Raw genomic sequence first — 22,755 nt, 5'->3', positions numbered from 1 at the left:
GGTCGGCGCCATCCGGCTGGATATCCAGAAGAGCTGACGCAGCCACCAGTTGCCACTCTCACAAAATAGAAAGCCGCCGGAGCAATCCGGCGGCTTTTTTTGTCTCTTCATCTTTGTTCGGGTTTGCTCGGGCGCCCGATGACAGACGCCCCCCCTCAGAAGATTACAACCAGGGGGCAGCAGTCGGCCCGTGGTGCAGGCCCAGCTTCCAGACCCGGCCAAAGTGCTTGTAGTGACCGGCCGCGACACCGGCCTTCTCACCCATACCGTGGTAGAGATCGAGGTGTCCCTTCTTCACCGCCCCGCCCACATCCAGCGCAATCAACAAGCGCAGCTGGTGCTTGCCGGTCCAGTTGCCCTCTTTATCAAGCAGGGGAACTTCAGCGAGGATCGGGGTCCCCATCGGCAGCAGGGTCTTGTCGGCAGCGACGGCCGCCATCGGCAGCAGCGGGATACCGGCGGCGCCGATCACATCATTGGTGGGTCGACGCTCGAAGAAGACATAGGAGGGGTTCTGCTCCACCAGCTCCTTGACGCTCTCCTCCGGCTGTCGGTTGGCCCACTCCTTGATGGCCTTCATCGACATCTGCTCTTTGGGCACTTCACCGCGGTCGATCAGTACCCGACCGATACTCACGTAACCGTGGCCGTTCTTGCCGCTGTAGCCCAGATATTGCAGCCGATCGTCATCCCCGTAGTGGACAAAGCCGGAGCCCTGCACATCCATCAGGAAGTTATCGATAAGGGATTTGCTGTAACCCAGCTCCAGCCCGCGGTTGGCCAAGGCCCCCTGATGGATCTCGGCCCGGGTCGGACAGCGACCGCCACATTTGGGCATGGCATAGATGGGATATTTGTACTTGGCATCCGGGCGGTGGCGCACCTCCAGCACCGGCGAGTAGTAACCGGTAAAGAGCACGTTACCCATGCGATCGGCGCCGCCCAGCTGAGCCAAGCTGATACCGTAACGGGTGATGTCGGCAGGATTGCCGCCACCCGCCACCCAGCGGGAGAGCTGGTGATAGAGCTCGCCATAACGGCGGGTCATCTTGCCGGAGCGTTCCATTACCAGTCGGCTTTGTGGGCCAAACTTGCTGTAGTCGGCACGCGCACGGCTATTGACCCGCTCCACCCTCACCAGATCCTCTGGTAAGGTCCCGTCCAGATACTGCTTGCCCAGATTTTCCGGCACCTCGCAGTTAAGAAAGCATCTGTTGTCGGTCTGCTTTTTGGGCACTTCTGCTTTGTCAGAGTTGCCCGCACAACCGGCCAGTCCCAGCACTGCGGCGGTCAGCCAGTACGCGTGTTTGTTCATATGTCCTCATATAACGCCAAGAGCCATGCTCGGCGGGGAAGATGCCAAATTTGCAGGGGGAAAGCAAACGACATCAATCACTTGAAGCAGGATTTCTCCAAAGGGGATCCGCTGGGTTATAACAAGGTGACAGGGTGTACGAGGTGATGGATGGAACAGCTCGAAATATTCCCGCTGCAGAGCCCCTGCATCGGGGTCTGCGAAGTGAACAACAAAGGCTACTGCAAGGGGTGCCTGCGCAATCGCGAAGAGCGTTTCAACTGGCTCACCATGACCCCTGCCCAGCAACAAGAGGTGATGCGCCTGTGCCGGGATCGCAAACGCCGGGTCGAGGCTGCGCGGCGCAAAGCGCTGGAAGGAGCGCAACCCCAGTTGCCAGAACAACAAGGCTGGGACTTTTAACCACTCCCTATCTTCCCCTCACAGGTTACCTATCCTCCCGACAAAACAAAAAGCGGCCCGCAGGCCGCTCTTGGTTATGACGTGTTGCCGGGTGGCGAGGCTTATGCCGTAGCCAGTTTGGCCTGCTCTTCACCGCGTTTGAGCATGGCGTAGGAGACACCGGTCAGCAGCGAGCCTGCTGCAATCGCCACGATATACATCATGACATTGCTGATGGCGTGCGGGATGAACAGCACGAACAGACCGCCGTGGGGTGCCATCAGCTCGCAGCCAAACAGCATGGAGAGCGCACCGGTCAGGGCGCCGCCCACCATACAGGCCGGGATGACCCGCATCGGATCCTTGGCGGCAAACGGGATGGCCCCCTCGGAGATAAAGCACAGACCCAGCACGAAGGAGGCTTTGCCCGCTTCCTGCTCCGCCTTGATGAACTTGGTGCGGGCCAGGAAGGTGGCGATCCCCATCCCCAGCGCCGGCACCATACCGGCGGCCATCACCGCAGCCATGGGGGCATAGGTTTTGGAGGCCAGCAGGCCAACCCCGAAGGCGTAGGCCGCCTTGTTGACCGGGCCCCCCATGTCGAAGCACATCATGGCGCCGATGATGACACCCAGCAGCACTGCGTTGGCAGAGCCCATGTTGTTGAGGAAGGTGGTCATGGCATTCATGATGCCGGCCACCGGGCCACCCACGACGTAGATCATCACCAGACCGGTAAACAGGCTGGCAAAGAGCGGAATGATCAGGATGGGCTTGAGCGCTTCCAGGGTCACCGGCAGGCGCACCTTGTCGCTCAGGTACTTGGCGCTGTAACCGGCCAGGAAACCGGCCACGATGCCGCCAAGGAAACCGGCGCCCAAGGAGCTTGCCAGCATGCCGCCGATCATGCCGGGAGCGAGACCCGGACGGTCAGCGATGGAGTAGGCAATGTAACCGGCCAGCACCGGGATCATCAGGGCAAAGGCAGAGCCGCCACCGATCTTCATCAGAGCCGCGGCCAGGGTGCCTTCCACCTTGAACGCTTCGATACCGAATACGAACGAGAGCGCGATGATAAGACCGCCCGCCACCACCATCGGCAGCATGAAGGAGACCCCGGTCAGCAAATGCTTGTAGGGGCCTGCCTTTTCTTCTTTCTTGGGCTGGCTGGCGCCACTGTGGCGATAGGTTTTCGCCTCGCTCCACGCCTTGTCAAGCTCGGCGCGGGTTTTCTTGAGCGCCGCACCGGTGCTGGTGCGATAGACCGGCTTACCGTCGAAACGGGCCATGTCCACCTCGATATCGGTGGCGAGGAACACCAGATCGGCAGATGCAATCTCCTCGGCGGTCAGGGCATTCTGGGCACCGACCGAGCCTTGGGTCTCGACGCGGATCTGATAACCCAACTGTTTGGCCATGGTCTCCAGCGCTTCTGCCGACATAAAGGTGTGGGCCACACCGGTCGGGCAAGCCGTCACCGCCACAATACGCTTGCCAGCGGCGGCCGGTTTGGCGGCAGCATTGGCAACGGCGGAGGCGGCTTGATGACGATAGACACTGGCGCCGCTGGCGGCTGCCTCCAGCAAGGCGGCCGGATCCTGCAGGGCGAGATCCATGCTGCCCTGATAGACCTGCTTGCCATCATAGGCGGCGAGATCCACCGGAGCACTGGCGACAACCAGCACCAGGTCGGCCGCAGCAATCTGCTCTTTTGAGGGGATCTGGCGCGGTTGCACGCTGGAGCCGACGTCGAGGGTGAGCTCCCAGCCAGCCAGTTTGGCCTGCTGTTCTATCCGTTTTGCAGCGAGAAAGCTGGTGGCAATGCCCGCCGGGCAAGCCGTAACCAAGATTGCTTTCATTGGGCATCTCCTGAGTTTTCCATTGAGGGGGGATTGCACTGAACCGGTGCCAGCTCATCCAGACGCTCTACGCGCACCTGTTCAAGTAAAGGGTTGAGCACATTGATATCGTCAAAGCCGACCGCCACCTGACTGACCGCCAGTGCCGAGACGGCGGTGGCCAGCCGCAGGGTCTGCTCCGGCGCCCAGCCAAGGCTGAGACCATGTGCAAGACCGGCGACCAGGGAGTCGCCAGCACCCACGGTGCTGACCACCTGCATCCGCGGCGGAATGGCCTGCCAGACCGCATCCGGGGCAAACCAGATCAGGCCATCGGCGCCGTTGGAGATCACCACGTTGGGGATCCCGCTTGCTTGAAGCGCGCGGGCACACTCTGCCTGCTCGCTCAGCGTCTTGACGGGGCGGCCTGCCCACTGGCTCAGCTCCTCCAGATTGGGTTTGACCAGGGTCGGCGCCGCCTTGATCCCTTCGCTTAAGGCCGCGCCGCTGCAATCGAAGATCACCTGCTTGCCCTTGGCCTTGAGCAGGCGGATCAGATGGGCGCAGTAATCGGGAGCCACCCCTTTGGGCAGGCTGCCCGCCAGCACAAACCACTCAGCATGCGGAGCCAACTCGTCGATGGCCTGCTCCAGCGCGCTCACTTCCCCTTGCTGGATAGCGAGCCCCGGCAAGTTGAGATCGGTGACCCGACCGGACTGCTCGGAAATCTTGACGTTGATGCGGGTGCTGCCCGCTACGCGCACAAAGTGATCATCCAGCGCACGCTCTGCAAACAGGGAGACAAAGCTCTGTTCATTGTCAGCGCCCAGCCAGCCGGTGACGCCTACCTCGCGGCCCAAATCCTTGAGCACCATGGCGACGTTGATCCCCTTGCCTGCGGCACGCAGGTTGGCCTCGCTCACCAGATTGACCTCGCCCAGGCTCATCGCCTCAAGGCGAGTAGTGAGATCAAGGGCAGGGTTGAGAGTAATGGTGACAATCTTCATCAATGCGTCCCCTCGCCGAGACCAGCGGCGATCGCCTCACCGATCCCCTTGAGGGCCGCTTCGGCATCTGCCCCTTCGGCGCGAAATGCCAGACGGTGACCGCACTTGACCCCAAGGCCGATCACCTTCATCAGGCTCTTGGCGGAGACTGCCTCGCCGCTGCCATCCAGATTGGCAACCCGGATGTCGGATTCAAACTCTTTGGCCACCTTGACCAGCATGGCGCCCGGACGGGCATGCAGGCCGTGGGGGTTGATGATAGTGAAGGTTTCGGAAAGACCGCTCGCAGGCCCCGCCTGCAACATGGCCAGCCCCTCGCCGCCCGCCAGCGTCGCCAGCTGACCAGCGGCCGCCAGTTTGGCCAGATTCTCCAATTGCGGCAGATGGCCGCTATCTGCGGCGCACAGCAGCAGCATGGCGTTGACCGGCAGATCCCCTGCGTTCAGTGCAGTGCTAGGCGTTGCCAACACCCAGCCGGTCTGGGCCGCTTGCGCGCGGGCCAGCCAGATGCCCTCGCCCAGATAGGCCGGTTCGCTTGCCAGCAGGGCGCTCACCATGGCGGCATCGCCCCAGCCCGCCGATTTGGCGCGGGCGGCTGCTCCCAGCAGCAGTTGGTCGCGATCATCGGCCGGGAAGTCAGCCAGGATCAGGTATTGCACCTCTTTGGCGGCAGTGGCACCAGTCAGGATGTTGATGATGGTGTCGGCATCGGTGGCCTCTTTGAGCTGGGCAGCCGCCTGCTCGTCACCCAGCACATGGGTGAGCTGGCGCAAGATGCCCAGATGCTCGTCTGACTTGGCGGCGATGCCGATGGCGACATAGGCGATCTGCCCCTCATCCCACTCGATACCATTGGGGAACTGGGCCACCATGACGCCTGTGCTCTTCACCAGATGACGGGTATCGGTGGTGCCGTGGGGAATGGCGATGCCGCTGCCAAGATAGGTGGCATGCTGCGCTTCACGAGCCAGCATCCCATCCACATAGCCCGCTTCCACCAGACCGGCTTCGGTCAGTTTGCCTGCCAGCAGGGCAATGGCGTCCGACTTGGTTGCCACCGACTGTCCCAGCAAGATCTGCTCTCGCGCCAACTTCAACATAGAGACTCTCCATCAGGTTCCGGCCACGCCGGTACGTCACAATTGAACATTCGGGTAACTCGCCAGCTGACAATAGACCCGAACACGGTTGACTGTGATCGGAGCCCGATTTTCAGGCCACTGGGTCTCTTCGCTGCTGACAGGCTGAATCGTTTCACTTACACTCAGACTGAATCGTTTCAGCGAATTGATCAAGTACCCACCAAGAGTGCTTTTCAATGATATGATCCCGCGCACACTTTTCGGTGCCCTCACCCGGCAGTGACCGTGGGCCTTGCAACTCAAACAGAGCCAATATGATGAAACTGGATGAAATCGCCGCCCTCGCCGGTGTCTCGCGCACCACGGCAAGCTATGTGATCAATGGCAAGGCCGACCAATACCGCATCAGCCAGGCCACCCGCGACAAGGTGATGGCCGTTGTCACCGCCCATAACTACCAGCCGGACAGCCGCGCCGCCTCCCTGCGCGGCGGCCAGACCAAGACTCTGGGCTTTATCCTGCCCGACCTTGAGAACGCCAGTTACGCCAAGCTAGCCAAACGACTGGAACAGGGGGCCCGGGCGCAGGGATATCAGCTGCTCATTGTCTGCTCGGAAGATGATCCCGCCACCGAAAAAGAGCTGGCCCAGATGCTGGTGAGCCGCCATGTGGACGCCCTGCTGGTGGCCAGTTGCCTGCCGCCAGACGACCCCTTCTACGGCAAATTGCAGGCGCAAGGCAGCCAAATCCTCGCCATCGACCGGGCGATGGCCGCCGACAAGTTCGTCACCGTCGCCAGTGAAAACGAGAAGGCGAGCTTCGATCTCACCAGCTCCCTGCTCACCCCGACCTTGCGCCATATCGCCTTGATCACCGCGCTGCCAGCACTCACGATCAGTCAGGAGCGAAAAGCCGGTTTCGAGAAGGCGGTCGCCAGTCATAGCGCAGCTCGCCACCTGTGTGAGGGGGATCACTTCTCCCGTCTTGAGGGGTATCGCCTGATCAAAGATCTGCACCAGCAGCTGGGCCAGTTGCCCGAAGCGCTGATCACCACCTCCTATATCCTGATGGAGGGGGTACTCGACTACCTGTTGGAGCAAGAGATCGATATGAGCCAACTTGCCATGGCCACCTTCGGCGACGATCGGCTGCTCGACTTCCTCCCCTTTGGCATCAACTCCCTGCCCCAGCAGCACGACGCGCTGGCCAGCCAGGCGCTGGAGCTGGCGCTCAAGGCGGTCAATGGCGACTACCAGAGCGGGCTGTACTATGTGAGCCGCACCCTCAAGCGCCGTCGCTAACCTGATCGAAGCAGACCCGATTTGCTGTCAATGGGTGGGTAAAGCGAACAGATGACAATAAGGCTGCCAGGATTGGCAGCCTTATTGTTTTTCCCCACAACCCTACCCGCCCGCGTTGCTTTCTCTACCGTCTGGCCGACTAAACAACCGGCCTCCACACTCCTTTCACCCCGCAACTAAACGCCAACGCCACGACAAGGCACTCCCCATCCGTGCTGCAACCACTTGGCTGACCTGTATCAATGAGCCCCTGCCAGTCATTTTTTCGATGCTTTTTCTGCAATTAGCTACCGCTGTCATCATTTATTTCCACTTATTGCCACAAGCCAGCACAAGATCCGTATAAAAGGGGTTGTTTCCACTATTTTGATCCGCTAACGTGGCAATCATATTTTACAAGTGACAGGTTTTAGGTACAGATGTTCCCGTTCCGATATTGCTAGCCTCCGGCCCTATCACCGGAGGCACCTTCTGATAACGCCAATTGGCCCCCTCTTGTTGACGTCACTGCTAACATCGCCTGTTTGCACTGACACCGCTACGTTCGGATGGATAACATGAATACCAAAACTCTGGGTTGTACCCTATTGATTGCCGGCACCACTATAGGTGCCGGCATGCTGGCCCTGCCGCTGGCCTCTTCCTCCCTCGGCGGCCCCGCCACCCTGATGCTGATGGTCGGCCTCTGGGCCCTGATGGCCTTCACCGCCATGCTGCAAGTAGAGGCAAGCCTCAACACCGGCAAGTGGTACCTGCACCAGCTGGCGGATCATCTGCTCGGCCCCTGGGGCAAGCGCATCGCCTCCTTCTGTATCCTGATGTTGTTCTACTCGCTGGCCTCCGCCTACATCAGCGGCGGCAGCAGCCTGCTGGCACAGGCGCTGGCCGATGCGGGCATGACCCTCAGCCAGGAGCAGGCCGCCTGGGCCTTTACCCTGCTGTTTGGCGGCATGGTCTGTGTCGGCACCCGCTCGGTGGATTATCTCAACCGGCTGATGTTCACCGTCAAACTGGTGATCATGGTGGTGGTGCTAGCGTTGCTGCTACCCCGCACCGAAGGGCAGCATCTGCTCTCGATGCCGCTGGGTCAGGGCCTGTTGCTGGCGGGCCTGCCGGTCATCTTCACCTCGTTCGGCTTTCACGGCTCCATTCCGAGTGTGATGCTTTACCTCGGTGACTGCCCCAAGCAGTTGCGCCGTGTCTTTGTCTGGGGCTCTGCCCTGCCGCTGATCCTCTATGTGCTGTGGCAGGTGGCAATCCTCGGTCTGCTCGGCCAGCAAGCCCTGCTGCAAACCGGCGGCGCGCTTGACAGCCTGCTGGCCAACGTCGGCAAGCTGGTGAGCTGGCCTGCGTTTAATCAGGCGATGCACCTGTTTGCCGATCTGGCACTCGCCACCTCCTTCCTCGGGGTAACGCTGGGGCTGTTCGACTTTATGGCCAAGGCAACCCGCCGCAAGGACAACTGGCAGGGCCGCACCCAGACTGGCCTTATCACCTTCGTGCCGCCATTGCTGTTTGCCCTCTACTTCCCGCAGGGCTTTATCATGGCGCTGGGCTACGCCGCCATTGCGCTGGCGATCCTCGCGGTACTGCTGCCGGTGGCGCTGGTATGGCAGAGCCGCAAACAGGCTCCTGCCCACCACTACCGCGTCCCGGGTGGCGTAGTGGCGCTTGGAGTGGCCGCCGCCATGGGCGTGCTGATCGTCGGCGTCCAGATCAGCGTCAGCCTTGGAATGCTGCCTGCACTCTAATCCTTGCCGCGATTCAATGCTCAACTCCAAATAGCAAAAGCCCCGCCAATCTGATTGGTAGGGCTTTTTATTGCGAAAGAAATGCACGCTATCAGCTTATGGCTGGCTTTGCTGTCATAGGCACCATCTGTATAAACACGCCCCAGTTTACGCCGCAGTGGATTGAGCAGAGTCGGCAACACCTCGGTATCATGGACATTTTCCAACGAGACTTGTGCTGCCACGATATTGTGAGTGGCCGGGTCTACCGCCAGATGCAACTTGCGCCACACTCTCCGCTTCTCGGCGCCGTGTTTTCTGACCTTCCACTCGCCTTCGCCAAACACCTTCAGCCCGGTTGAATCGATAACCAGGTCGGTAATGCCTTCCTTTGGGGGCTGTCGATAAGCCACTGTCACCGTGCTTACCCGCTTGCTGGCACCGCTATAGTCCGGCAGACACAGCGGCCGCGAACAAGGAGTAGAGTAGTCCCTGAGTGGCCAGCAGAGTGAGGCTGAAATTCCCCTTGAGCATCAAAGGTGCATATGCTCTGGTCGCTGTAGAGCTGGCTGCGGCCCCGTAGCCCGTGATGGTCTTGGTGAAACCTGTTGTGCATGGCCTCGGTATCAACCAAAAAGGTGAGTGAACCACGACTAATCAAAAACTTGTTGTATTGAGGCCAGTTGGTGATGGGATGAAGCGACGTGCCCATGATGCAGACTTGAAGAAGATGGATCACCAAGTCCTCAGTCAGTTCCATTCAAGCGGTGTCGCTCTGGGAAACAATGTCCGTAATAGAACCAAGCTAGACCCGTCCAGCTGTTTCATATTTGAAACACCACACGCAGAAGTTCGTGGGAATAAACTGCAGAAGTTCATTTTCCTGTTATATTTAAATCACTTGCTGAAGAATTCAAACAACCTCACTCGAGCCTGAAAGGCTCCCCCATGTAGAAAGCCCCCACCAGCAGACCGTAAACAAGCCGCACTCGCTCATCCCTGCCCAGCAGCACACCGAGTAGCACTTCGCCGCTTGCCAAATCGTCACCATGCCAGAAGCACCAGAGGGCTGCCTCCACTACATCCAGCCAGCTGGCATGGCCCAGCTGATTACGAGACTTGCGCCGCCAGCTGCCGCGGACCACAGCGCCGCTATTCGGGGAGCGGGCAGCCAGCACCCGCTGCTCCATCACGCTTGGCGTGAGTCCATCCAGCTTGGCCTGACGGCTGCCACGCCCTCCTCGCAGCAATTTGTCGAGTAGCAGCGCCAACAGACGAAACGCATCCTGTTCTTCAAAGCTGGCATCCTCCCCCAGCAAATCGGCTGCACCGGTCATCAGTTGCTCACGCCCCAGATAGATGGGCTGTGACGTGCAATCCAGCCGATGTTGCTCGACATGGATAGCCAATGCCGTCACCACCGCCAGCGGTGAAGTCTCACCCTCTTGGTGAAGCGCGCCTTTGGCAAGCAGAGCGGTCAGCTCCCTACCTCGCTCGGCTGACAGCAGGCAATAGATCCCCTTGATCAGGGGCATAGCCGCCTGACCTGATAACAGACTTGAGTTCATAGAGCCTCAGTGACGATCGCGTTTGAAGTGAGTGGTTTTATGACCGACGGTGATAATCTCGCCGTCTTGCAGGACCAGATAGTGACGGCGCAGACACAGGCAGCATTCCGCTGGCAATCCGTACTCGGCTTGCAGCATCGCCACTCCTTTGCAATCGAGATAAACCAGTTCGCGTCCCTGGTGATAAGAAGAACGTCCGATGCTCAGCAGCAGCTCTACCAGCTCGGGAGCAATACCGCGCTGCTGCATCCGGCACGCGGCGTGATGGCTGTACGCACTATCCAGCTTCCCGTTCATGACATGTTCCTTTGGCGCTCATTTAGATGGACTCATTATATGTAGCCTGTATACTCATGCCGATACTGGTTACATAAACATGTCGCATTTTGGAGCACGTATGGCACCCAAAGAGCTCACCTGGGATCAAACCCTGCGTTTTCGTCTGCTGGAGATCGTGTTGCAGTGGGAGGGACGGCTGACCACCAACCATCTGATGACCGCCTTCAATATCGGTCGCCAACAGGCGTCACGGGATATCAACCACTACCTGACCCACTACTCACCGGACGGGCTGGTCTATGACAGAAGCCTGAAGGGATACAAACCCACAGCGCACTTTGTGCCGCGCTTTAGTGAAGGAAAAGTAGATGAGTACCTGATGCTGCTACACCGTGAAAAGCAGCACCAGCGCCAACATGAAGCGGGCCTGTTAACCCTGCCGCTGATGGATCTGCGCTATGGCCATATCGAGATCCTGGATGTGCCAAACCGCCATATCGACCCGAAAATCGTGCGCGGTCTGGTGCAAGCGGCGCGCGGCCAACTGCGGGTCGATGTCGATTACGTATCGCTGAGCTCGGAGGAGCAGAGTGGCCGCAATATCGTGCCCCACACTCTGGTCTATGACGGGATCCGCTGGCACGTGCGCGCGTATTGCGAAAAAAAGGGGGAATATCTGGATTTTGTGATGAGCCGTTTTCGCGGCGAACCGGATCTGCTGGATCCCTCCCCTCACGGCCGGGAGCAGGATCTGGAGTGGAACACCCAGGTGACTGCTGTAGTCGTTCCCAATCCAAACCTTAGTCAAGGGCAGCAAGCCATCATCGCCAGCGACTATGCAATGACTGGGAACCAGCTATTGTTCAGCCAACGGATCCCCTTGGTGCATTACTCATTAGAACGGATGCAGGTGAGCTATAACGGCGAACACCAACAACATCCCCTGCTCTACCCGCTGGTGCTGGCAAATCGGGAGGAGCTCATCCAGCAAGGCTGTACCTTCAAGCTCAAAAATATAGATTGTTAACCACGACAAAAAAAGAGAGGCATAACGCCTCTCACATTTATAATCTGAATATCACAGGACTATGACCCTATTTACCTGAGTTCAACAACATTAACTTTTTTGCGTTTATTTCAACCTATCCATAGCGCTTTTTAGCGCCATACCTGTTTGAATATTCCTGTCTTGGCTGTCTGAAACGATCACCTCCGAAGTACGAAGTGCCTGTCGAGCCTGCAGAGGTTTCTGGATTCGCCCTATTACACTCATTGTGTCATGGTAACCCTGCTCAATCCATGAACCGATATGCTGGGCAGTAAAGCCAAGCAGATCCTTTCCACCTCCAAATAAACCATCATGGCGTTTTAAGGAACTTTGCGGGCGAATCTCCAACACTGTAGTATCTGGGAAATTGTGACGGTCCCACGGCGAGCCATCGCTCAGGTGGGTGACAATCACCATATTGCAACCAGCGTCAACCAAAGGCTTTACTGGTGTGTTGCCCTGCATTGTATGCCAGCCTCCCATTCCACCGTCACTATAAAGCACACCATTAATCTCGCGTGATTTAAACAATAAGGGTAACGCAGCAGAGGCTAGCAAAGCCTCTTTCTGTTTATTGACAGGTAAACTTTGTACGTGATGGAACTCCGAAATACGAGTCGATCCGACCCCAAACTCGGCGGCTATACAATTCAGAATATCTTTCATGCCACCATCTGTAGGATATAAAGAGACGTACAATGGCAACCCAGAGCATAAGGCATCGATATCCAGATAGCGGTTCATCAAATCGATAAGTGGCTGATCAGATAACAACGAGTCACTTTGCTGCCCTACCCCCCCCGCAATCAATGCAGCACGACTGAGAGCCTCGAATATAATGCCTCCCGCTTTGCTTAGTACTGGTGTGCCGAACCCTAAGCCAAACTGTGTCAGGAGTGAGAAATAGATAGATTTGTTTAGCTCTAGCACCTTGCTATTGCCAAGATGCGACCAAATTTCCGCCATCCTTTCCGCTGCCTGAGCCAAAGTATCTGAAGAGGCCAAAATAGCTCCATTTAGCGCACCGATACTAGCACCAGCCACAACATGAACATCTGTACCTGATTCAGCCAAGGCTCTGACCACACCTACCTCATAAGCACCAATGGCACCACCACCGGAAAGCGCCAGCCCTACTTTCATCTGCTGCTCCATACTAACTCCTTGCTGAAGATTTCATCGACCATCGCACCAGCAATACGTTCTGCAGAACACAACCTTGGCATACGTCTTGGCAGAGCGTTGTATGACTGTGTAGTAGACCAGATGATGGGATGAGTATCTTCATTACACCAGTCCGCCAACCAGTTAACGGCTGCGGACCAGTCACTGTGTTGCTCATGCTCACCCTGCCAGGTTAACCAACTGCGCGTGTCGTGACACATTGATGTTGGACAGTTATGGTCTTCTGCAAGCTGAACCACTGCTCTATTTCTTAGAATATCCAGCAACTGTTTTGCCTGTTGCGGTTCACCATGGCGGATCACTTCACCAAATGCCCCCCAACGCAGCTCTTCCAGTGCCACATAGCAACGTCCAGCCAGCGGTAGGAGTGAATAGCGACCTGCTTTCCAAGTGGAAAATATTTGTTCCAAATGCAGCTGGCCGCGCTGCAGCCGATCGACACTACGGAGCCGTTGCTCCAGATGATGTAACTGTTTATTAACTTGCATCGCCAACATGTTCAACTGTTCACGAGTGTCTGCAGAATAATGCGCAATAGTAGCTGTATCCTGCATCAACGAACTGACCCTATCGTTCACTTGTGCAAGCGCATAGTTTGTGGTAGCAAGTGATGACGTTAACTCGGTAAGCCAATTGAGAGAAGCCTCCACCCCATCTAGCAACGAAGCATTAATAGCTTGCTGCCTCTGGGATGATCGTCCGTTGAATCCTTCTTTGATGCGCCGAAAAAAGGATCGATCTGTTTGCTGACGCACATGGTCATGAACTACATCTATCCCGTTGGCAAAATCAACGATAAATTTCTCCGGCAGGCATGCCAGAATATGGCACGCCTCGCTATTAGGAAAAGTTTCAGAAAATGTAGCTATCACAGCATCAGCTCCAGTTCTTTCTTGAGTATCTTACTGTCACTGATCATCTCCGGTGTTAGCTTTCTCAGAACACTAAGGCGCTCAGTCAATTGTTCTTGTTCTTGCTGGCTACTTTTATGATCTTCTGTGCTCTGAATCAGAGTATGTCGAAGCTGCTCCACCTTGCCTTTGAATGTAATGAAGAAGCTTTCAATCTCTTTGAGAATTGGGGCGTTGACTTGCTGATCAATAGCGTTATTCAGTTTTTCAAAATGCTCTTTGGTCTGATTTCTGACAGCATTCTTAATTGTATTAATATTCACCACACTACGGGTGACATCTTCTTTATAGGTTTCCCAGCCCCAATCATCTGTGTTAAACCAACCGCATAACGTTCCCCACACGCCACTGGATCGACGATGCCGTGTTTCGCTAAATGTTTTCTGTTCTAGCAGATTGGCTATACGAGTGTCGGTGGCAAGATTAGTCTTCAACTCACTGACTTTCGGAAAAGATATTTTCACAGTAAAACCATCTTCCTCCAGACGTGAGTTAATTTGGCTTGCAATCTTATCAACTGCTAACATTGTTTTAGAATGAAAGCTGCCTTCAATGCCTCCCACAATTTTGGTCAACATTGGTTTAATTTCTTTTTCTTTTTCAGCTAAAATACTAATAACTGACTCTTCAATCTTTTTAATAAACTGCATTGCTTCAGCATGTTCAGAAAATTTAACTTCTGGATTTTCTGGATCAAAATCACGCGATTGCTGCCCAACATTTCCAGCCCAGGCCCCCAATAAAGTGCCGAAAACTCCTCGTTTATCACTTTCTTCACGGTTATTTTTGTCATGTTTTGAATGACGTTCAAATTCCTTGTTCAGCTCTTCTTCTTGGCGCTTTCCTTCTTGGAAGTACTTATCCAGTTCTTTTTCCAACTTGCTTTCAGCATTATTTAACAACTTTTTGGTTTCATGGGTGATTTCCCCCATGACAAATTTCACCTCCTTATCAACTTCTTGCTGACAAGCCGCAACCTCCTCAATGTCTTTGATAAGGTCTTTAATTTGTGTCTGTAAGCTATGAATACTAGCTTGCAACCCCTGATGACGCAGAGCCAAATACTCATCGGCACTCTCAGAATTTTGTACCAATTTAGCTGCAGCAGAATCCACTGCTAATGCAGCAGCCTTAGTATGGGCTGCTTGGATAACCTCTGAAATTAACCTATCGAAGAATGAATGTTGCCAAAATTTATTTGCCCTCTTTAGTACATATTCACGATCTGCGAGATCTTCTTCATCGCAACCTGCCATCATCATAAAATCGTTAACCCATCCTTCCCTGGCTGAAAGTTGATTTCCCTGACTAATGACACTACGTGCATGATTTGCCAGATAAGCATGACGTGATGACCCTGGATAAACACGTTCACTACTGAGTAATCCGTTTTCTAACATGGTAGGAACTGTTTGTTTTACCGTATCTGCATCATCACCATTGCGATCTTTCTGGTCAAATTTATTGACTAATACAAAGAATCGTCCAGCAACAACTTCTGCGATGGCATTTAGCTCTTTGCGAACTTGTTCGTCAGCTTCAGAATTAAGTTGCGTATAATCCATTACAGCCAAAACAGCAGAGGCTTTTTGTAATTGGTCATGCATCATAGCCTGAAGCTGGGGTTGGCCTGCTTCGTTTGGCCCAGGAGTATCGAGCAATGTCAGTGTACCTTGACTATTGTCCATACCAGTAAGGTGACTAAACTCTACTTGAATGACCGGCAGTTTATGAACTTCCGAATAATCATGAAATGGGAATTCGGAACCTAGTTCTGTAGCCAATCGTACTAAATCATTGAGAGCGGATAAACATTTAAATATCTCAACCTCACCATTGTAATTATCTTTTAGCCAATCATCAGTCAAAATATCAAGTAATTTCTCTTTTTCTTTATCTTTTCTCAGTGACTCAACTCTTTGCTTTCCATCAACCGTTTCAATTTTTTTATTCAACAGTAATATTAGCTTGCTGATAGGTTCGACATTACCAAGATGCAAATATGGCGTTGATTTACCAGGTACATGACGGATTAACGTTGGAATCGATGTCATCGGCCGGTTGCGATTAGGTAGAACCTCTTTGCCAACTATCGCATTGATGGTTGTAGACTTTCCCGCCTTCATTGTGCCTACGATGGCGAGAACCATCTCCTTGTTACTAATTTTTATTTGCTCACCCTGTAATTCTTCAATTCTTTTTTTTGCTTTACTGCGATCAAACAACTGAACATTGCTATCGCCTAGAACTTTCGGTTCTGTGAGCATTTTTTGCAGCAAGTCAATGTTAAGTTCTAACAATCTTTCGGCTTCTTGACACAGCAACTCGATATTATTCTCGTGCATTACTTTCCCTTACTTTTCTCATTTTTAATGCAAAAATACACTTTGGTAACATTTTCTTATGCGTTCGCTCTTGAACGAACAAACACACCAAATCTTTTCTGGCCTGATTATATAGATTGGCAATCTAAATTTTAACTACTGTACAGACTCACATGTCACATTTTCAGGCAGAAGTCAGCGCAAACCAGACTGTCACCCACCACCACACAACTCTTTCCGCCCAATAAACCACCACCTGCACGGCTCGCCCTTCGTTCTGCCTGCGCTATGGTTTACCATGCAGGCAATTGTGGTGCCTGGCACCGCCCACCCAGGCGCTAGCCGCCGTCATCGGATACCTCATCTCGAGCAACATGAGCAAAACAGCACACGCGGGCAACGAGCCAACATTCTACTTCCACGACTACGAGACCTTCGGCATCAGCCCCGCCAAGGACAGGCCGTCGCAGTTTGCCGGTATTCGTACCGATGCGGATTTCAACATCATTGGCGAGCCGCTGGTCATCTACTGCAAGCCTCCGGCAGACTACCTGCCGGATCCGGAGGCGTGCCTGATTACCGGTATCACGCCGCAAAAGGCGATGAAGGATGGGCTGTGCGAGGCGGATTTCATTCGCCAGATCCACGAGCAGTTCGCCACGCCGAATACCTGTGTGCTTGGCTACAACAGCATCCGCTTCGATGATGAAGTGACCCGCTACACCCTCTATCGCAACTTCTATGACCCCTATGCCTACAGCTGGCAGAACGGCAACTCCCGCTGGGATATCCTCGACATGCTGCGGGCCTGCTATGCCCTGCGCCCGGAGGGGATCGAGTGGGCGTTTGACGATGAGGGCAAGCCGAGTTTCCGGCTGGAGAAGCTGACGGTCGCCAACGGCGTCGCCCACGCCAATGCTCACGATGCACTCTCGGACGTGCTGGCCACCATCGAGATGGCCAAGCTGGTGAAAAAAGCCCAACCCAAGCTGTTTGGTTATCTCTTTGATCTGCGTAACAAAAACAAGGTGAAGGCGCTGATTGACGTGGTGACCATGAAGCCGCTGGTGCACGTCTCCGGCATGTTCTCCCCCTGGCAGGGTTGTGCAAGCTGGGTCTCGCCACTTGCCTGGCACCCCACCAACCAGAACGCGGTGATCATGGTGGATCTGACCCGTGACCCCACCCCGCTCATTGAACTCTCCAGCGAGGAGATCCGCGAGCGCCTCTATACCAAAAAAGAGGAGCTGGGGGATCTGGCAAGCATTCCGGTCAAACTGGTGCACATCAACAAGTGTCCGGTACTTGCACCGGCCGCCACCCTGACGGCAGAGCGGGCCGACCAGCTGGGCATCGATCGGGAGCAGTGCCGCAAGAGCCTGGATCTGCTGCGCGCCCACCCCGAAGTGCGGGAAAAACTGGTGGAAGTGTTCAATCAGGAGTTTGCGGGCAGCAATGACGGCGATCCCGATACCCAGCTCTACGCAGGATTCTTTGGCCATGGCGACAAGTCCACCATAGATCTGGTGCGTGCCACCCCCGCGGATCTGCTGGGTGAACGGGAGTTCGCCTTTACCGACGCCCGGCTACCGGAGATGCTGTTCCGCTACCGCGCCCGCAACTGGCCACACACCTTGAGCGAAGCAGAGCAGAAGCGCTGGCGCCTGCACTGCAGCGACTACTTCAGCCGCCGTCTGCCGGACTACGTGCCCCGTCTCGAGGCGCTGGCAGAGCAGAACCAGAGTAACGAACGGAACTTTGCGATTCTTAAGAGTCTCTACCACTATCTGGAAGATTTATGAGTTGTGAGTAGTTTCACAATAAATCCTTCCCGCCCGTCCCCTTCTTCAGGTCATAATGACGAAGGGGATTTCCCCAAAAACCAATATCTTGCAACATCCTGAGTGGATGTCTCCCAAGCAAGAGATATCTTTGGCCGAACGGAAGCCATTTGCTGATGCCTCGTCACCACGCACTGCTCGGATTACTGGCCCTGCTGCCGCTGGCAGCCAACGCCGCATACCGGTTCGATGTGCCGGATTATCTTGCTCGCCTGCCCGAGCAGACCTATCGCATCGTAGAACAGAACTTCAATACCCTTTATCAGCAGACTGATTTCACTCCCCTGATCACCAACAGCTACTTCAACGGCTCCCATCTCTACAAGTTTGTCGGGGTACCGCTGGCCATCAGCGCCCAGTCAGGTTTCCAGCTGGAGGTGTTTGGTCAGGTCTATAACCGCGCTTCGCAAGCCTATATGCACCTGAGCGAGGATATGTCCCTCTATCGAGTGATGCGGGTCGATCTGATGGGGAACCCCAATGATCAGCTGGCCATCGGTTTTGGTCTGGGGGTGCCCATCACCCCGTTGCTAACCCTCAAGGCGATCGCCTCCGGCAGTGATATCCCGGGCTATGGCTCTGCCAAATACGCCGTTGGTTTTGAGTGGCGTTACTGAAAAACGTGACTGATAACCGCTAATTGAAACAATTCAGGCTCCGTAATGGAGCCTGAATTGTTTATGGTGAGGCTGTGATCAGGTGTAGTGGATCACCCGCCCCTCGCCCCCTTGCAGGGTCACGGTTGTGCCGACTGCCTGCCCCTGCCAAAAATCAGTTCCCCCTTCCGGCAGCAGAAACTCCTGTGGTTGCCCCTCCCAGTTGAACAGGCAGAGCAAAGTGCCGCCCTCGGGCAGGCTTACTTCGCCGCAGGCAAAGTCCATCGACTCGAAACGGGCAGAGGGTGCCCGGGCGGCGCAGAGCGCCAGCAACTTGCGCAGTTGCGCAGCCTGCTCCTCATCGAGATCTTGCAGCCGATCACCGGCCAGCATCATGCCACCGCTCGCCACCAGTGCAGCCAGATGGAAACTGTATTCAGCTTTACTTGCCTGCTGGCTCGGTAGATCCCGCAGGCAAATGCAGTCCGGATCGAGGGCCCAGAGCTTGTCATTCTGCCAGGCACGGCAGAAGGCTTCACGGGCGATCTGGCGATAGCGGTGGCCATTGCGCTCCACATCGTCACTCACCCGCATGCCGTGCACCAGCCCAAGGCTTGGCCAGATGGGGGCGTTGCAACCGAGCAGGAAAGCACCTTCACCAGCACCACGCAGAATAGCCGCCATACCGCGTCGATAGGCTTCAACCCGGGTGGCGGCCGGATCGTGGAAACGGCCACCGTGGATAGCGCCCCAGAAATTGGCATCGAGCTTGAAGTAGTGGATGCCCCACTGCTCACGCAAAGTACGGAACACCCGCTCAAGGTGCGCCTGCACCTCAGGGTGGGTACCATCCAGCACATACCAGGGAGTACAACGCCAACCGCCATAGGTGACCCGCTCGGAGGGGAGCGGCAGGCCGTCATCCCCCTTCACAAACCAGTCTGGGTGCTCCTGAAACACCTGCGAGCTTGGTTCGGCAATAAAGGGAGCGACCCAGAGGGCGGGCTCGCAGCCAGCCTGTTTGATCTCGGCAGCCAGTGAAGCAACGCCTTGCTCGAACTTGGCCGATGGTGTGAGCCAATCGCCCATTTTGGCCTGATAGCCGTCGTCGATCTGCACATAACGCAGGACCGGGAAACGCTCGGCACGCACCTGCAGGTTCTCGCGAATGTCGGCAGCACTTACCTCGGCGTAGTAGTGATACCAGGAGCACCAGCCGCTCGGGCGCTCACTTACCTTGCCGATCAGCGAGCCATGTTCGACCTCGATCAGCCGTGCCAGCTCGGCCAGCAGATCCTCGCGCTCCGCCCCTTCGAGGCAGATCAGCGCCTCGCTCTGCCAATGCTCACCGGCGGTAAGTTTTCGCCCTTCGCAGTTCATCAGGATCTGCAAGCGACCATCGGGATAGAGGCGAAACTCCCCGCCAAAACGGTGGCAGCTGGCAAAGGCGAGCAGCAGCCACCCCTTGCCATGCTCTACCAGCAACAGGTTGTGAATGGTGTGATAGCCATTGTCATCGGTGATGCGATAGACGCTGGCATCGGGGCAACGGCCGACATGTTGCGGTGATTGCCAGCTACCCATGGTCTGGGCCAGCATCTGGAATCCTTCGCCATAGATGGCGCTCTCCAACGGCAGGCCAAGCTTGCCGTCAAACAGCACCCAGCGCTCGATCGGGGGGGCATCAGAACCGGTGTTGTCGAGTCGCACCCGACACAGGGGCCCTTCCCACTCACGGGTTTGCAGCAGATGGGGTGGCAACGCATTATCGTTCGCCAGCTGGCGAACTCGGGACAAGAGGGATGTCATCACTACTCCTTGTAGTTCGAAAAGGGTTCTATCAGACGATGTTCAACAGATAATCTGCATACAAATCAGCTTCAAATGAACTGATTTCAGTTGTTATTGTTTTAATGCCGCGACCCGGCCTCTCTGGTAAACTGCGATTTTTCTTCCCAGTCGATGAGGTTCACGTGATCGCGCAACGCGCCTTGCTGTACTTTCGTGACTTTATGGTCATCGTCGCCTGCCTGCTGGCAGGCAAATCCGTGGCAGCCATCCTGCCTTTCGCCTTTCCCGGCAGCATCATCGGTATGCTGCTGCTGTTTGTGCTGCTCTCCCTGCAACTGATCAAGCTGCACTGGGTCGAGCTGGGGGCAAGCTTGCTGCTGCGCCACATGGGCGTTTTGTTCGTGCCGGTTGCAGTCGGACTGGTGGCCTGGCTTGAGCCCCTGCGCCAATCCTTCGGCGTCATCATGCTCTGCATCGTGCTCGGGATCGTGCTGATCCTCGCCACCGTCGGTCGGCTCTATCAGAGGATGAACAAATGATCTTATGGCTAGCGATCCCTCTGACCCTGGCGCTCTATTTCGCCACCCGCGCCCTCTATCGCCGCCTGCCTTGGCCCATCATCAACCCTGTGCTGGTGCCGACCGCGGTGATCATCGGCCTGCTCCTCTGGCTCGACCTGCCCCTTGAGCAGTACGAGCGCGGCAGCAGCCCCATCACCATGCTGCTGGAGCCCGCAGTGGTGGCGCTGGCGCTGCCGCTCTATCAGCAGGCGCGCCAGATCCAGGCCAAGCTCAAGCCCATCCTAATCTGTACCCTCGCCTCCGTCTTGATCTCGGTGTGCACAACCCTGCTGATCGGTCATTTTATGGGCACAGATCCGGCGCTGCTCGCCTCCCTTGCCACCAAATCCATCACCACCCCGCTCGCCATGAGCGTCAGCCAGTCCATCGGCGGCATTCCCGCCATCGCGGCCGCCGTGGTGGTGGTGGTGGGGATTGTCGGTGCCCTGATCGGCTATCCACTGCTCAAATTGCTGAAAGTGACCGACCCGGAAGCACAAGGGCTCGCCATGGGGGCCTGTGCCCACGCCATCGGCACTGCGACTTCCGCCGAGAAGGGGATCACCCAAGGGGCCTTTGCATCGCTCGCCATGGTGGTATGCGGGATCCTCACCGCGGCCGTTGCGCCCCTCATTTTTGCCATCTATCACTGGCTCACCTGACCAATGATTAACCACCCCGACGGCTCTGCAGTGCTGTCGGGGTGCGACCTGCCGCACAATTTGCACAAGACAAACGTTTCCATTACCATCCCCCTCCGTTTGCCCATCAGGGCGTGAGCCTGCTCACACATTTACCCGAGCTTGCTCCCTACAATGGCCGCCCAATTGGCCTTTGAGGACACACTATGCATCCCCGTTTTGCCAAGCCATTCGATACCCTCTCTGCCCCGCTCAAAGCAGCCGTGCAGCCCATGCTGGATAGTGCCGACTTCAACGCCCGCTTCACACCGGAGCAAGTCGCCACCCTGAAAGCCGCCACAGGTCTCGATGATCGCGCCCTGCGCCTCGCCCTGTTGCCGCTGGCCGCCGCCTGTTCGGTGGCACCCATCTCCAAGTTTTACGTCGGTGCCATCGCCTGTGGCCTCAGTGGCACCTGGTACTTCGGTGCCAACATGGAGTTTGCGGGACAAGGTCTGTTCCACTCGGTCCACGCCGAGCAGTCCGCCATCTCCAACGCCTGGCTGGGTGGCGAGACCGGGATATCTGAAATCACCGTCAACTACACCCCTTGCGGCCACTGCCGTCAGTTCATGAACGAGCTGAGCACCGCCAAGATCCTGAAAGTCTCTCTGCCCGATGACCTGAGCGCCCTGCAATCCTTCCTGCCCCACTCGTTTGGCCCGGCGGATCTCGACATCACTGATGCGCTGATGAGCCCGCAGGATCACGCAGAGCTTCAGCTTCAAAGCGAAGACTCGCTGTGGCAAGCCGCGCTGGCAGCTGCCCGTCAAAGCTACGCCCCCTACAGTCAGGGCTATGCCGCGGTGGCGCTGCAGTTTGCCGATGGTCGCATCTTCTCGGGTCGCTACGCCGAGAACGCCGCCTTCAACCCCAGCCTGCCGCCGATGCAGATGGCCTGCGCCCATGCGGTGCTTAATGGCGAAGATCTCGCCACCATCCGCCGCGCCGTGCTGCTGGAGAACAAAAACGGCCAGATCAGCCAGCGTGACTCCACCCAGTCCACCCTCAAGGCACTGGGCTCCGTCGAGCTGGAGTATCAGGCGGTCTGATCCCCGGCTTTGCTTCGATAAATGAAAGCCCCCGCACCAAGGTGCGGGGGCTTTTTTACTTGGCCGTTTAACCGGGAGCAGCCGGTGATCCTCACGGCTTGGCTGGGTTGATCACCCAGTCTGACCGGTTGCTGATCAGACAGGTTTTAGCCGCGCCGTGAAGTGGCGCAGCAGCGGTGGCTCGTAGTCAAAGGTGAGCCCGCGAATGTCGCTGGCCCGCGCTTTCACCGCGATCAGGCAGTCGGCCACATAGTCCATGTGATCCC

Annotated in this window: 19 protein-coding genes and 2 pseudogenes; 9 read left to right on the top strand and 12 right to left on the bottom strand. The window is 56.3% G+C overall.

Annotation, left to right across the window (positions count from 1 at the left end):
- Positions 1–163 precede the first annotated feature (163 nt).
- Complete coding sequence (gene mltA / locus AB5Y85_RS01180; protein ID WP_257686979.1) at positions 164–1,315, bottom strand: murein transglycosylase A; 1,152 nt, start codon at positions 1,313–1,315, stop codon at positions 164–166.
- A gap of 150 nt (positions 1,316–1,465) precedes the next feature.
- On the opposite strand from mltA, the gene AB5Y85_RS01175 reads away from it, so the two are divergent.
- Positions 1,466–1,717, top strand: coding sequence for a DUF1289 domain-containing protein (locus AB5Y85_RS01175; RefSeq protein ID WP_101531353.1), 252 nt, complete (start codon positions 1,466–1,468; stop codon positions 1,715–1,717).
- Between the two features lie 101 nt (positions 1,718–1,818).
- On the opposite strand, the gene fruA is transcribed toward AB5Y85_RS01175, so the two are convergent.
- The 3 genes from fruA to fruB are packed head-to-tail and all read right to left on the bottom strand — an operon-like array spanning position 1,819 to position 5,641.
- Entirely contained in the window at positions 1,819–3,555 is a 1,737-nt protein-coding gene (fruA, locus tag AB5Y85_RS01170; protein ID WP_257686980.1) for a PTS fructose transporter subunit IIBC, read from the bottom strand.
- Entirely contained in the window at positions 3,552–4,541 is a 990-nt protein-coding gene (pfkB, locus tag AB5Y85_RS01165) for a 1-phosphofructokinase (protein ID WP_257686981.1), read from the bottom strand. Before pfkB ends, fruA begins: the two co-directional genes overlap by 4 nt.
- Positions 4,541–5,641 (bottom strand): fused PTS fructose transporter subunit IIA/HPr protein, encoded by a 1,101-nt coding sequence (gene fruB / locus AB5Y85_RS01160; RefSeq protein WP_257686982.1) that lies wholly within the window; start codon positions 5,639–5,641, stop codon positions 4,541–4,543. The genes pfkB and fruB overlap by 1 nt, the downstream gene beginning before the upstream one ends.
- Before the next feature lie 296 nt (positions 5,642–5,937).
- Here fruB and cra point away from each other — a divergent pair, with 296 nt between their 5' ends.
- A complete protein-coding gene (gene cra, locus AB5Y85_RS01155; protein WP_257686983.1) occupies positions 5,938–6,924 on the top strand; it encodes a catabolite repressor/activator in 987 nt (328 codons plus the stop codon).
- 557 nt (positions 6,925–7,481) lie between these two features.
- Complete coding sequence (locus AB5Y85_RS01150) at positions 7,482–8,675, top strand: aromatic amino acid transport family protein (RefSeq protein WP_257686984.1); 1,194 nt, start codon at positions 7,482–7,484, stop codon at positions 8,673–8,675.
- A gap of 86 nt (positions 8,676–8,761) precedes the next feature.
- Here the strand turns inward: AB5Y85_RS01150 and AB5Y85_RS01145 are convergent.
- The 3 genes and pseudogenes from AB5Y85_RS01145 to AB5Y85_RS01135 all read right to left on the bottom strand — a co-directional run.
- A pseudogene (locus AB5Y85_RS01145) lies at positions 8,762–9,366 on the bottom strand (IS5 family transposase); the annotation flags it as partial.
- Between the two features lie 211 nt (positions 9,367–9,577).
- Positions 9,578–10,222, bottom strand: coding sequence for an ADP-ribosylglycohydrolase (locus AB5Y85_RS01140; RefSeq protein ID WP_257686985.1), 645 nt, complete (start codon positions 10,220–10,222; stop codon positions 9,578–9,580).
- 6 nt (positions 10,223–10,228) lie between these two features.
- Complete coding sequence (locus AB5Y85_RS01135) at positions 10,229–10,519, bottom strand: DUF4258 domain-containing protein (protein WP_257686986.1); 291 nt, start codon at positions 10,517–10,519, stop codon at positions 10,229–10,231.
- Positions 10,520–10,619: 100 nt separating this feature from the next.
- On the opposite strand from AB5Y85_RS01135, the gene AB5Y85_RS01130 reads away from it, so the two are divergent.
- On the top strand, positions 10,620–11,528 hold the full coding sequence (locus AB5Y85_RS01130; protein WP_257686987.1) for a WYL domain-containing protein: 909 nt from the start codon (positions 10,620–10,622) through the stop codon (positions 11,526–11,528).
- A 105-nt stretch (positions 11,529–11,633) separates the two neighbouring features.
- Here the strand turns inward: AB5Y85_RS01130 and AB5Y85_RS01125 are convergent, their stop codons facing one another.
- The 3 genes from AB5Y85_RS01125 to AB5Y85_RS01115 are packed head-to-tail and all read right to left on the bottom strand — an operon-like array spanning position 11,634 to position 15,990.
- A complete protein-coding gene (locus tag AB5Y85_RS01125) occupies positions 11,634–12,704 on the bottom strand; it encodes a patatin-like phospholipase family protein (protein ID WP_257686988.1) in 1,071 nt (356 codons plus the stop codon).
- Positions 12,689–13,606, bottom strand: coding sequence for a YjcZ-like family protein (locus AB5Y85_RS01120; protein WP_236346067.1), 918 nt, complete (start codon positions 13,604–13,606; stop codon positions 12,689–12,691). Before AB5Y85_RS01120 ends, AB5Y85_RS01125 begins: the two co-directional genes overlap by 16 nt.
- The gene (locus AB5Y85_RS01115; RefSeq protein ID WP_257686989.1) at positions 13,603–15,990 is read right to left on the bottom strand and encodes a dynamin family protein; all 2,388 of its coding nucleotides are present in this window, start codon (positions 15,988–15,990) and stop codon (positions 13,603–13,605) included. Before AB5Y85_RS01115 ends, AB5Y85_RS01120 begins: the two co-directional genes overlap by 4 nt.
- Positions 15,991–16,343: 353 nt before the next feature.
- On the opposite strand from AB5Y85_RS01115, the gene sbcB reads away from it, so the two are divergent.
- Both sbcB and AB5Y85_RS01105 read left to right on the top strand, forming a co-directional pair.
- On the top strand, positions 16,344–17,771 hold the full coding sequence (gene sbcB / locus AB5Y85_RS01110; RefSeq protein WP_103252520.1) for an exodeoxyribonuclease I: 1,428 nt from the start codon (positions 16,344–16,346) through the stop codon (positions 17,769–17,771).
- Positions 17,772–17,926: 155 nt separating this feature from the next.
- Entirely contained in the window at positions 17,927–18,427 is a 501-nt protein-coding gene (locus AB5Y85_RS01105; RefSeq protein WP_005360277.1) for a hypothetical protein, read from the top strand.
- A gap of 78 nt (positions 18,428–18,505) precedes the next feature.
- Here AB5Y85_RS01105 and AB5Y85_RS01100 read toward each other — a convergent pair whose 3' ends face one another.
- Positions 18,506–20,215 carry a glycoside hydrolase family 36 protein gene (locus AB5Y85_RS01100; RefSeq protein ID WP_368221060.1) on the bottom strand — a complete coding sequence of 570 codons (1,710 nt, stop codon included), beginning with the start codon at positions 20,213–20,215 and terminating at the stop codon, positions 18,506–18,508.
- Between the two features lie 164 nt (positions 20,216–20,379).
- Here AB5Y85_RS01100 and AB5Y85_RS01095 point away from each other — a divergent pair, with 164 nt between their 5' ends.
- The 3 genes from AB5Y85_RS01095 to cdd all read left to right on the top strand — a co-directional run bounded on the left by AB5Y85_RS01095 (position 20,380) and on the right by cdd (position 22,489).
- Positions 20,380–20,736 carry a CidA/LrgA family protein gene (locus AB5Y85_RS01095; RefSeq protein WP_204476987.1) on the top strand — a complete coding sequence of 119 codons (357 nt, stop codon included), beginning with the start codon at positions 20,380–20,382 and terminating at the stop codon, positions 20,734–20,736.
- Entirely contained in the window at positions 20,733–21,419 is a 687-nt protein-coding gene (locus tag AB5Y85_RS01090) for an LrgB family protein (RefSeq protein WP_257686991.1), read from the top strand. Before AB5Y85_RS01095 ends, AB5Y85_RS01090 begins: the two co-directional genes overlap by 4 nt.
- Before the next feature lie 185 nt (positions 21,420–21,604).
- The gene (cdd, locus tag AB5Y85_RS01085) at positions 21,605–22,489 is read left to right on the top strand and encodes a cytidine deaminase (RefSeq protein ID WP_257686992.1); all 885 of its coding nucleotides are present in this window, start codon (positions 21,605–21,607) and stop codon (positions 22,487–22,489) included.
- 135 nt (positions 22,490–22,624) lie between these two features.
- On the opposite strand, the pseudogene AB5Y85_RS01080 reads toward cdd, so the two are convergent.
- Positions 22,625–22,755: pseudogene (locus AB5Y85_RS01080) on the bottom strand (tryptophanase); the annotation flags it as partial.

The sequence above is a fragment of the Aeromonas sp. R3-1 genome (assembly GCF_040908345.1).
Taxonomy (GTDB): domain Bacteria; phylum Pseudomonadota; class Gammaproteobacteria; order Enterobacterales; family Aeromonadaceae; genus Aeromonas; species Aeromonas veronii.
This window is presented reverse-complemented; position numbering and strand designations above follow the sequence as displayed.

Excerpts from the sequence above, each read along its gene's own strand:
- mltA (WP_257686979.1), bottom strand. The coding sequence starts at position 1,315 with ATGAACAAACACGCGTACTGGCTGACCGCCGCAGTGCTGGGACTGGCC.
- AB5Y85_RS01175 (WP_101531353.1), top strand. The coding sequence starts at position 1,466 with ATGGAACAGCTCGAAATATTCCCGCTGCAGAGCCCCTGCATCGGGGTC.
- fruA (WP_257686980.1), bottom strand. The coding sequence starts at position 3,555 with ATGAAAGCAATCTTGGTTACGGCTTGCCCGGCGGGCATTGCCACCAGC.
- pfkB (WP_257686981.1), bottom strand. The coding sequence starts at position 4,541 with ATGAAGATTGTCACCATTACTCTCAACCCTGCCCTTGATCTCACTACT.
- fruB (WP_257686982.1), bottom strand. The coding sequence starts at position 5,641 with ATGTTGAAGTTGGCGCGAGAGCAGATCTTGCTGGGACAGTCGGTGGCA.
- cra (WP_257686983.1), top strand. The coding sequence starts at position 5,938 with ATGATGAAACTGGATGAAATCGCCGCCCTCGCCGGTGTCTCGCGCACC.
- AB5Y85_RS01150 (WP_257686984.1), top strand. The coding sequence starts at position 7,482 with ATGAATACCAAAACTCTGGGTTGTACCCTATTGATTGCCGGCACCACT.
- AB5Y85_RS01140 (WP_257686985.1), bottom strand. The coding sequence starts at position 10,222 with ATGAACTCAAGTCTGTTATCAGGTCAGGCGGCTATGCCCCTGATCAAG.
- AB5Y85_RS01135 (WP_257686986.1), bottom strand. The coding sequence starts at position 10,519 with ATGAACGGGAAGCTGGATAGTGCGTACAGCCATCACGCCGCGTGCCGG.
- AB5Y85_RS01130 (WP_257686987.1), top strand. The coding sequence starts at position 10,620 with ATGGCACCCAAAGAGCTCACCTGGGATCAAACCCTGCGTTTTCGTCTG.
- AB5Y85_RS01125 (WP_257686988.1), bottom strand. The coding sequence starts at position 12,704 with ATGGAGCAGCAGATGAAAGTAGGGCTGGCGCTTTCCGGTGGTGGTGCC.
- AB5Y85_RS01115 (WP_257686989.1), bottom strand. The coding sequence starts at position 15,990 with ATGCACGAGAATAATATCGAGTTGCTGTGTCAAGAAGCCGAAAGATTG.
- sbcB (WP_103252520.1), top strand. The coding sequence starts at position 16,344 with ATGAGCAAAACAGCACACGCGGGCAACGAGCCAACATTCTACTTCCAC.
- AB5Y85_RS01105 (WP_005360277.1), top strand. The coding sequence starts at position 17,927 with ATGCCTCGTCACCACGCACTGCTCGGATTACTGGCCCTGCTGCCGCTG.
- AB5Y85_RS01100 (WP_368221060.1), bottom strand. The coding sequence starts at position 20,215 with ATGACATCCCTCTTGTCCCGAGTTCGCCAGCTGGCGAACGATAATGCG.
- AB5Y85_RS01090 (WP_257686991.1), top strand. The coding sequence starts at position 20,733 with ATGATCTTATGGCTAGCGATCCCTCTGACCCTGGCGCTCTATTTCGCC.
- cdd (WP_257686992.1), top strand. The coding sequence starts at position 21,605 with ATGCATCCCCGTTTTGCCAAGCCATTCGATACCCTCTCTGCCCCGCTC.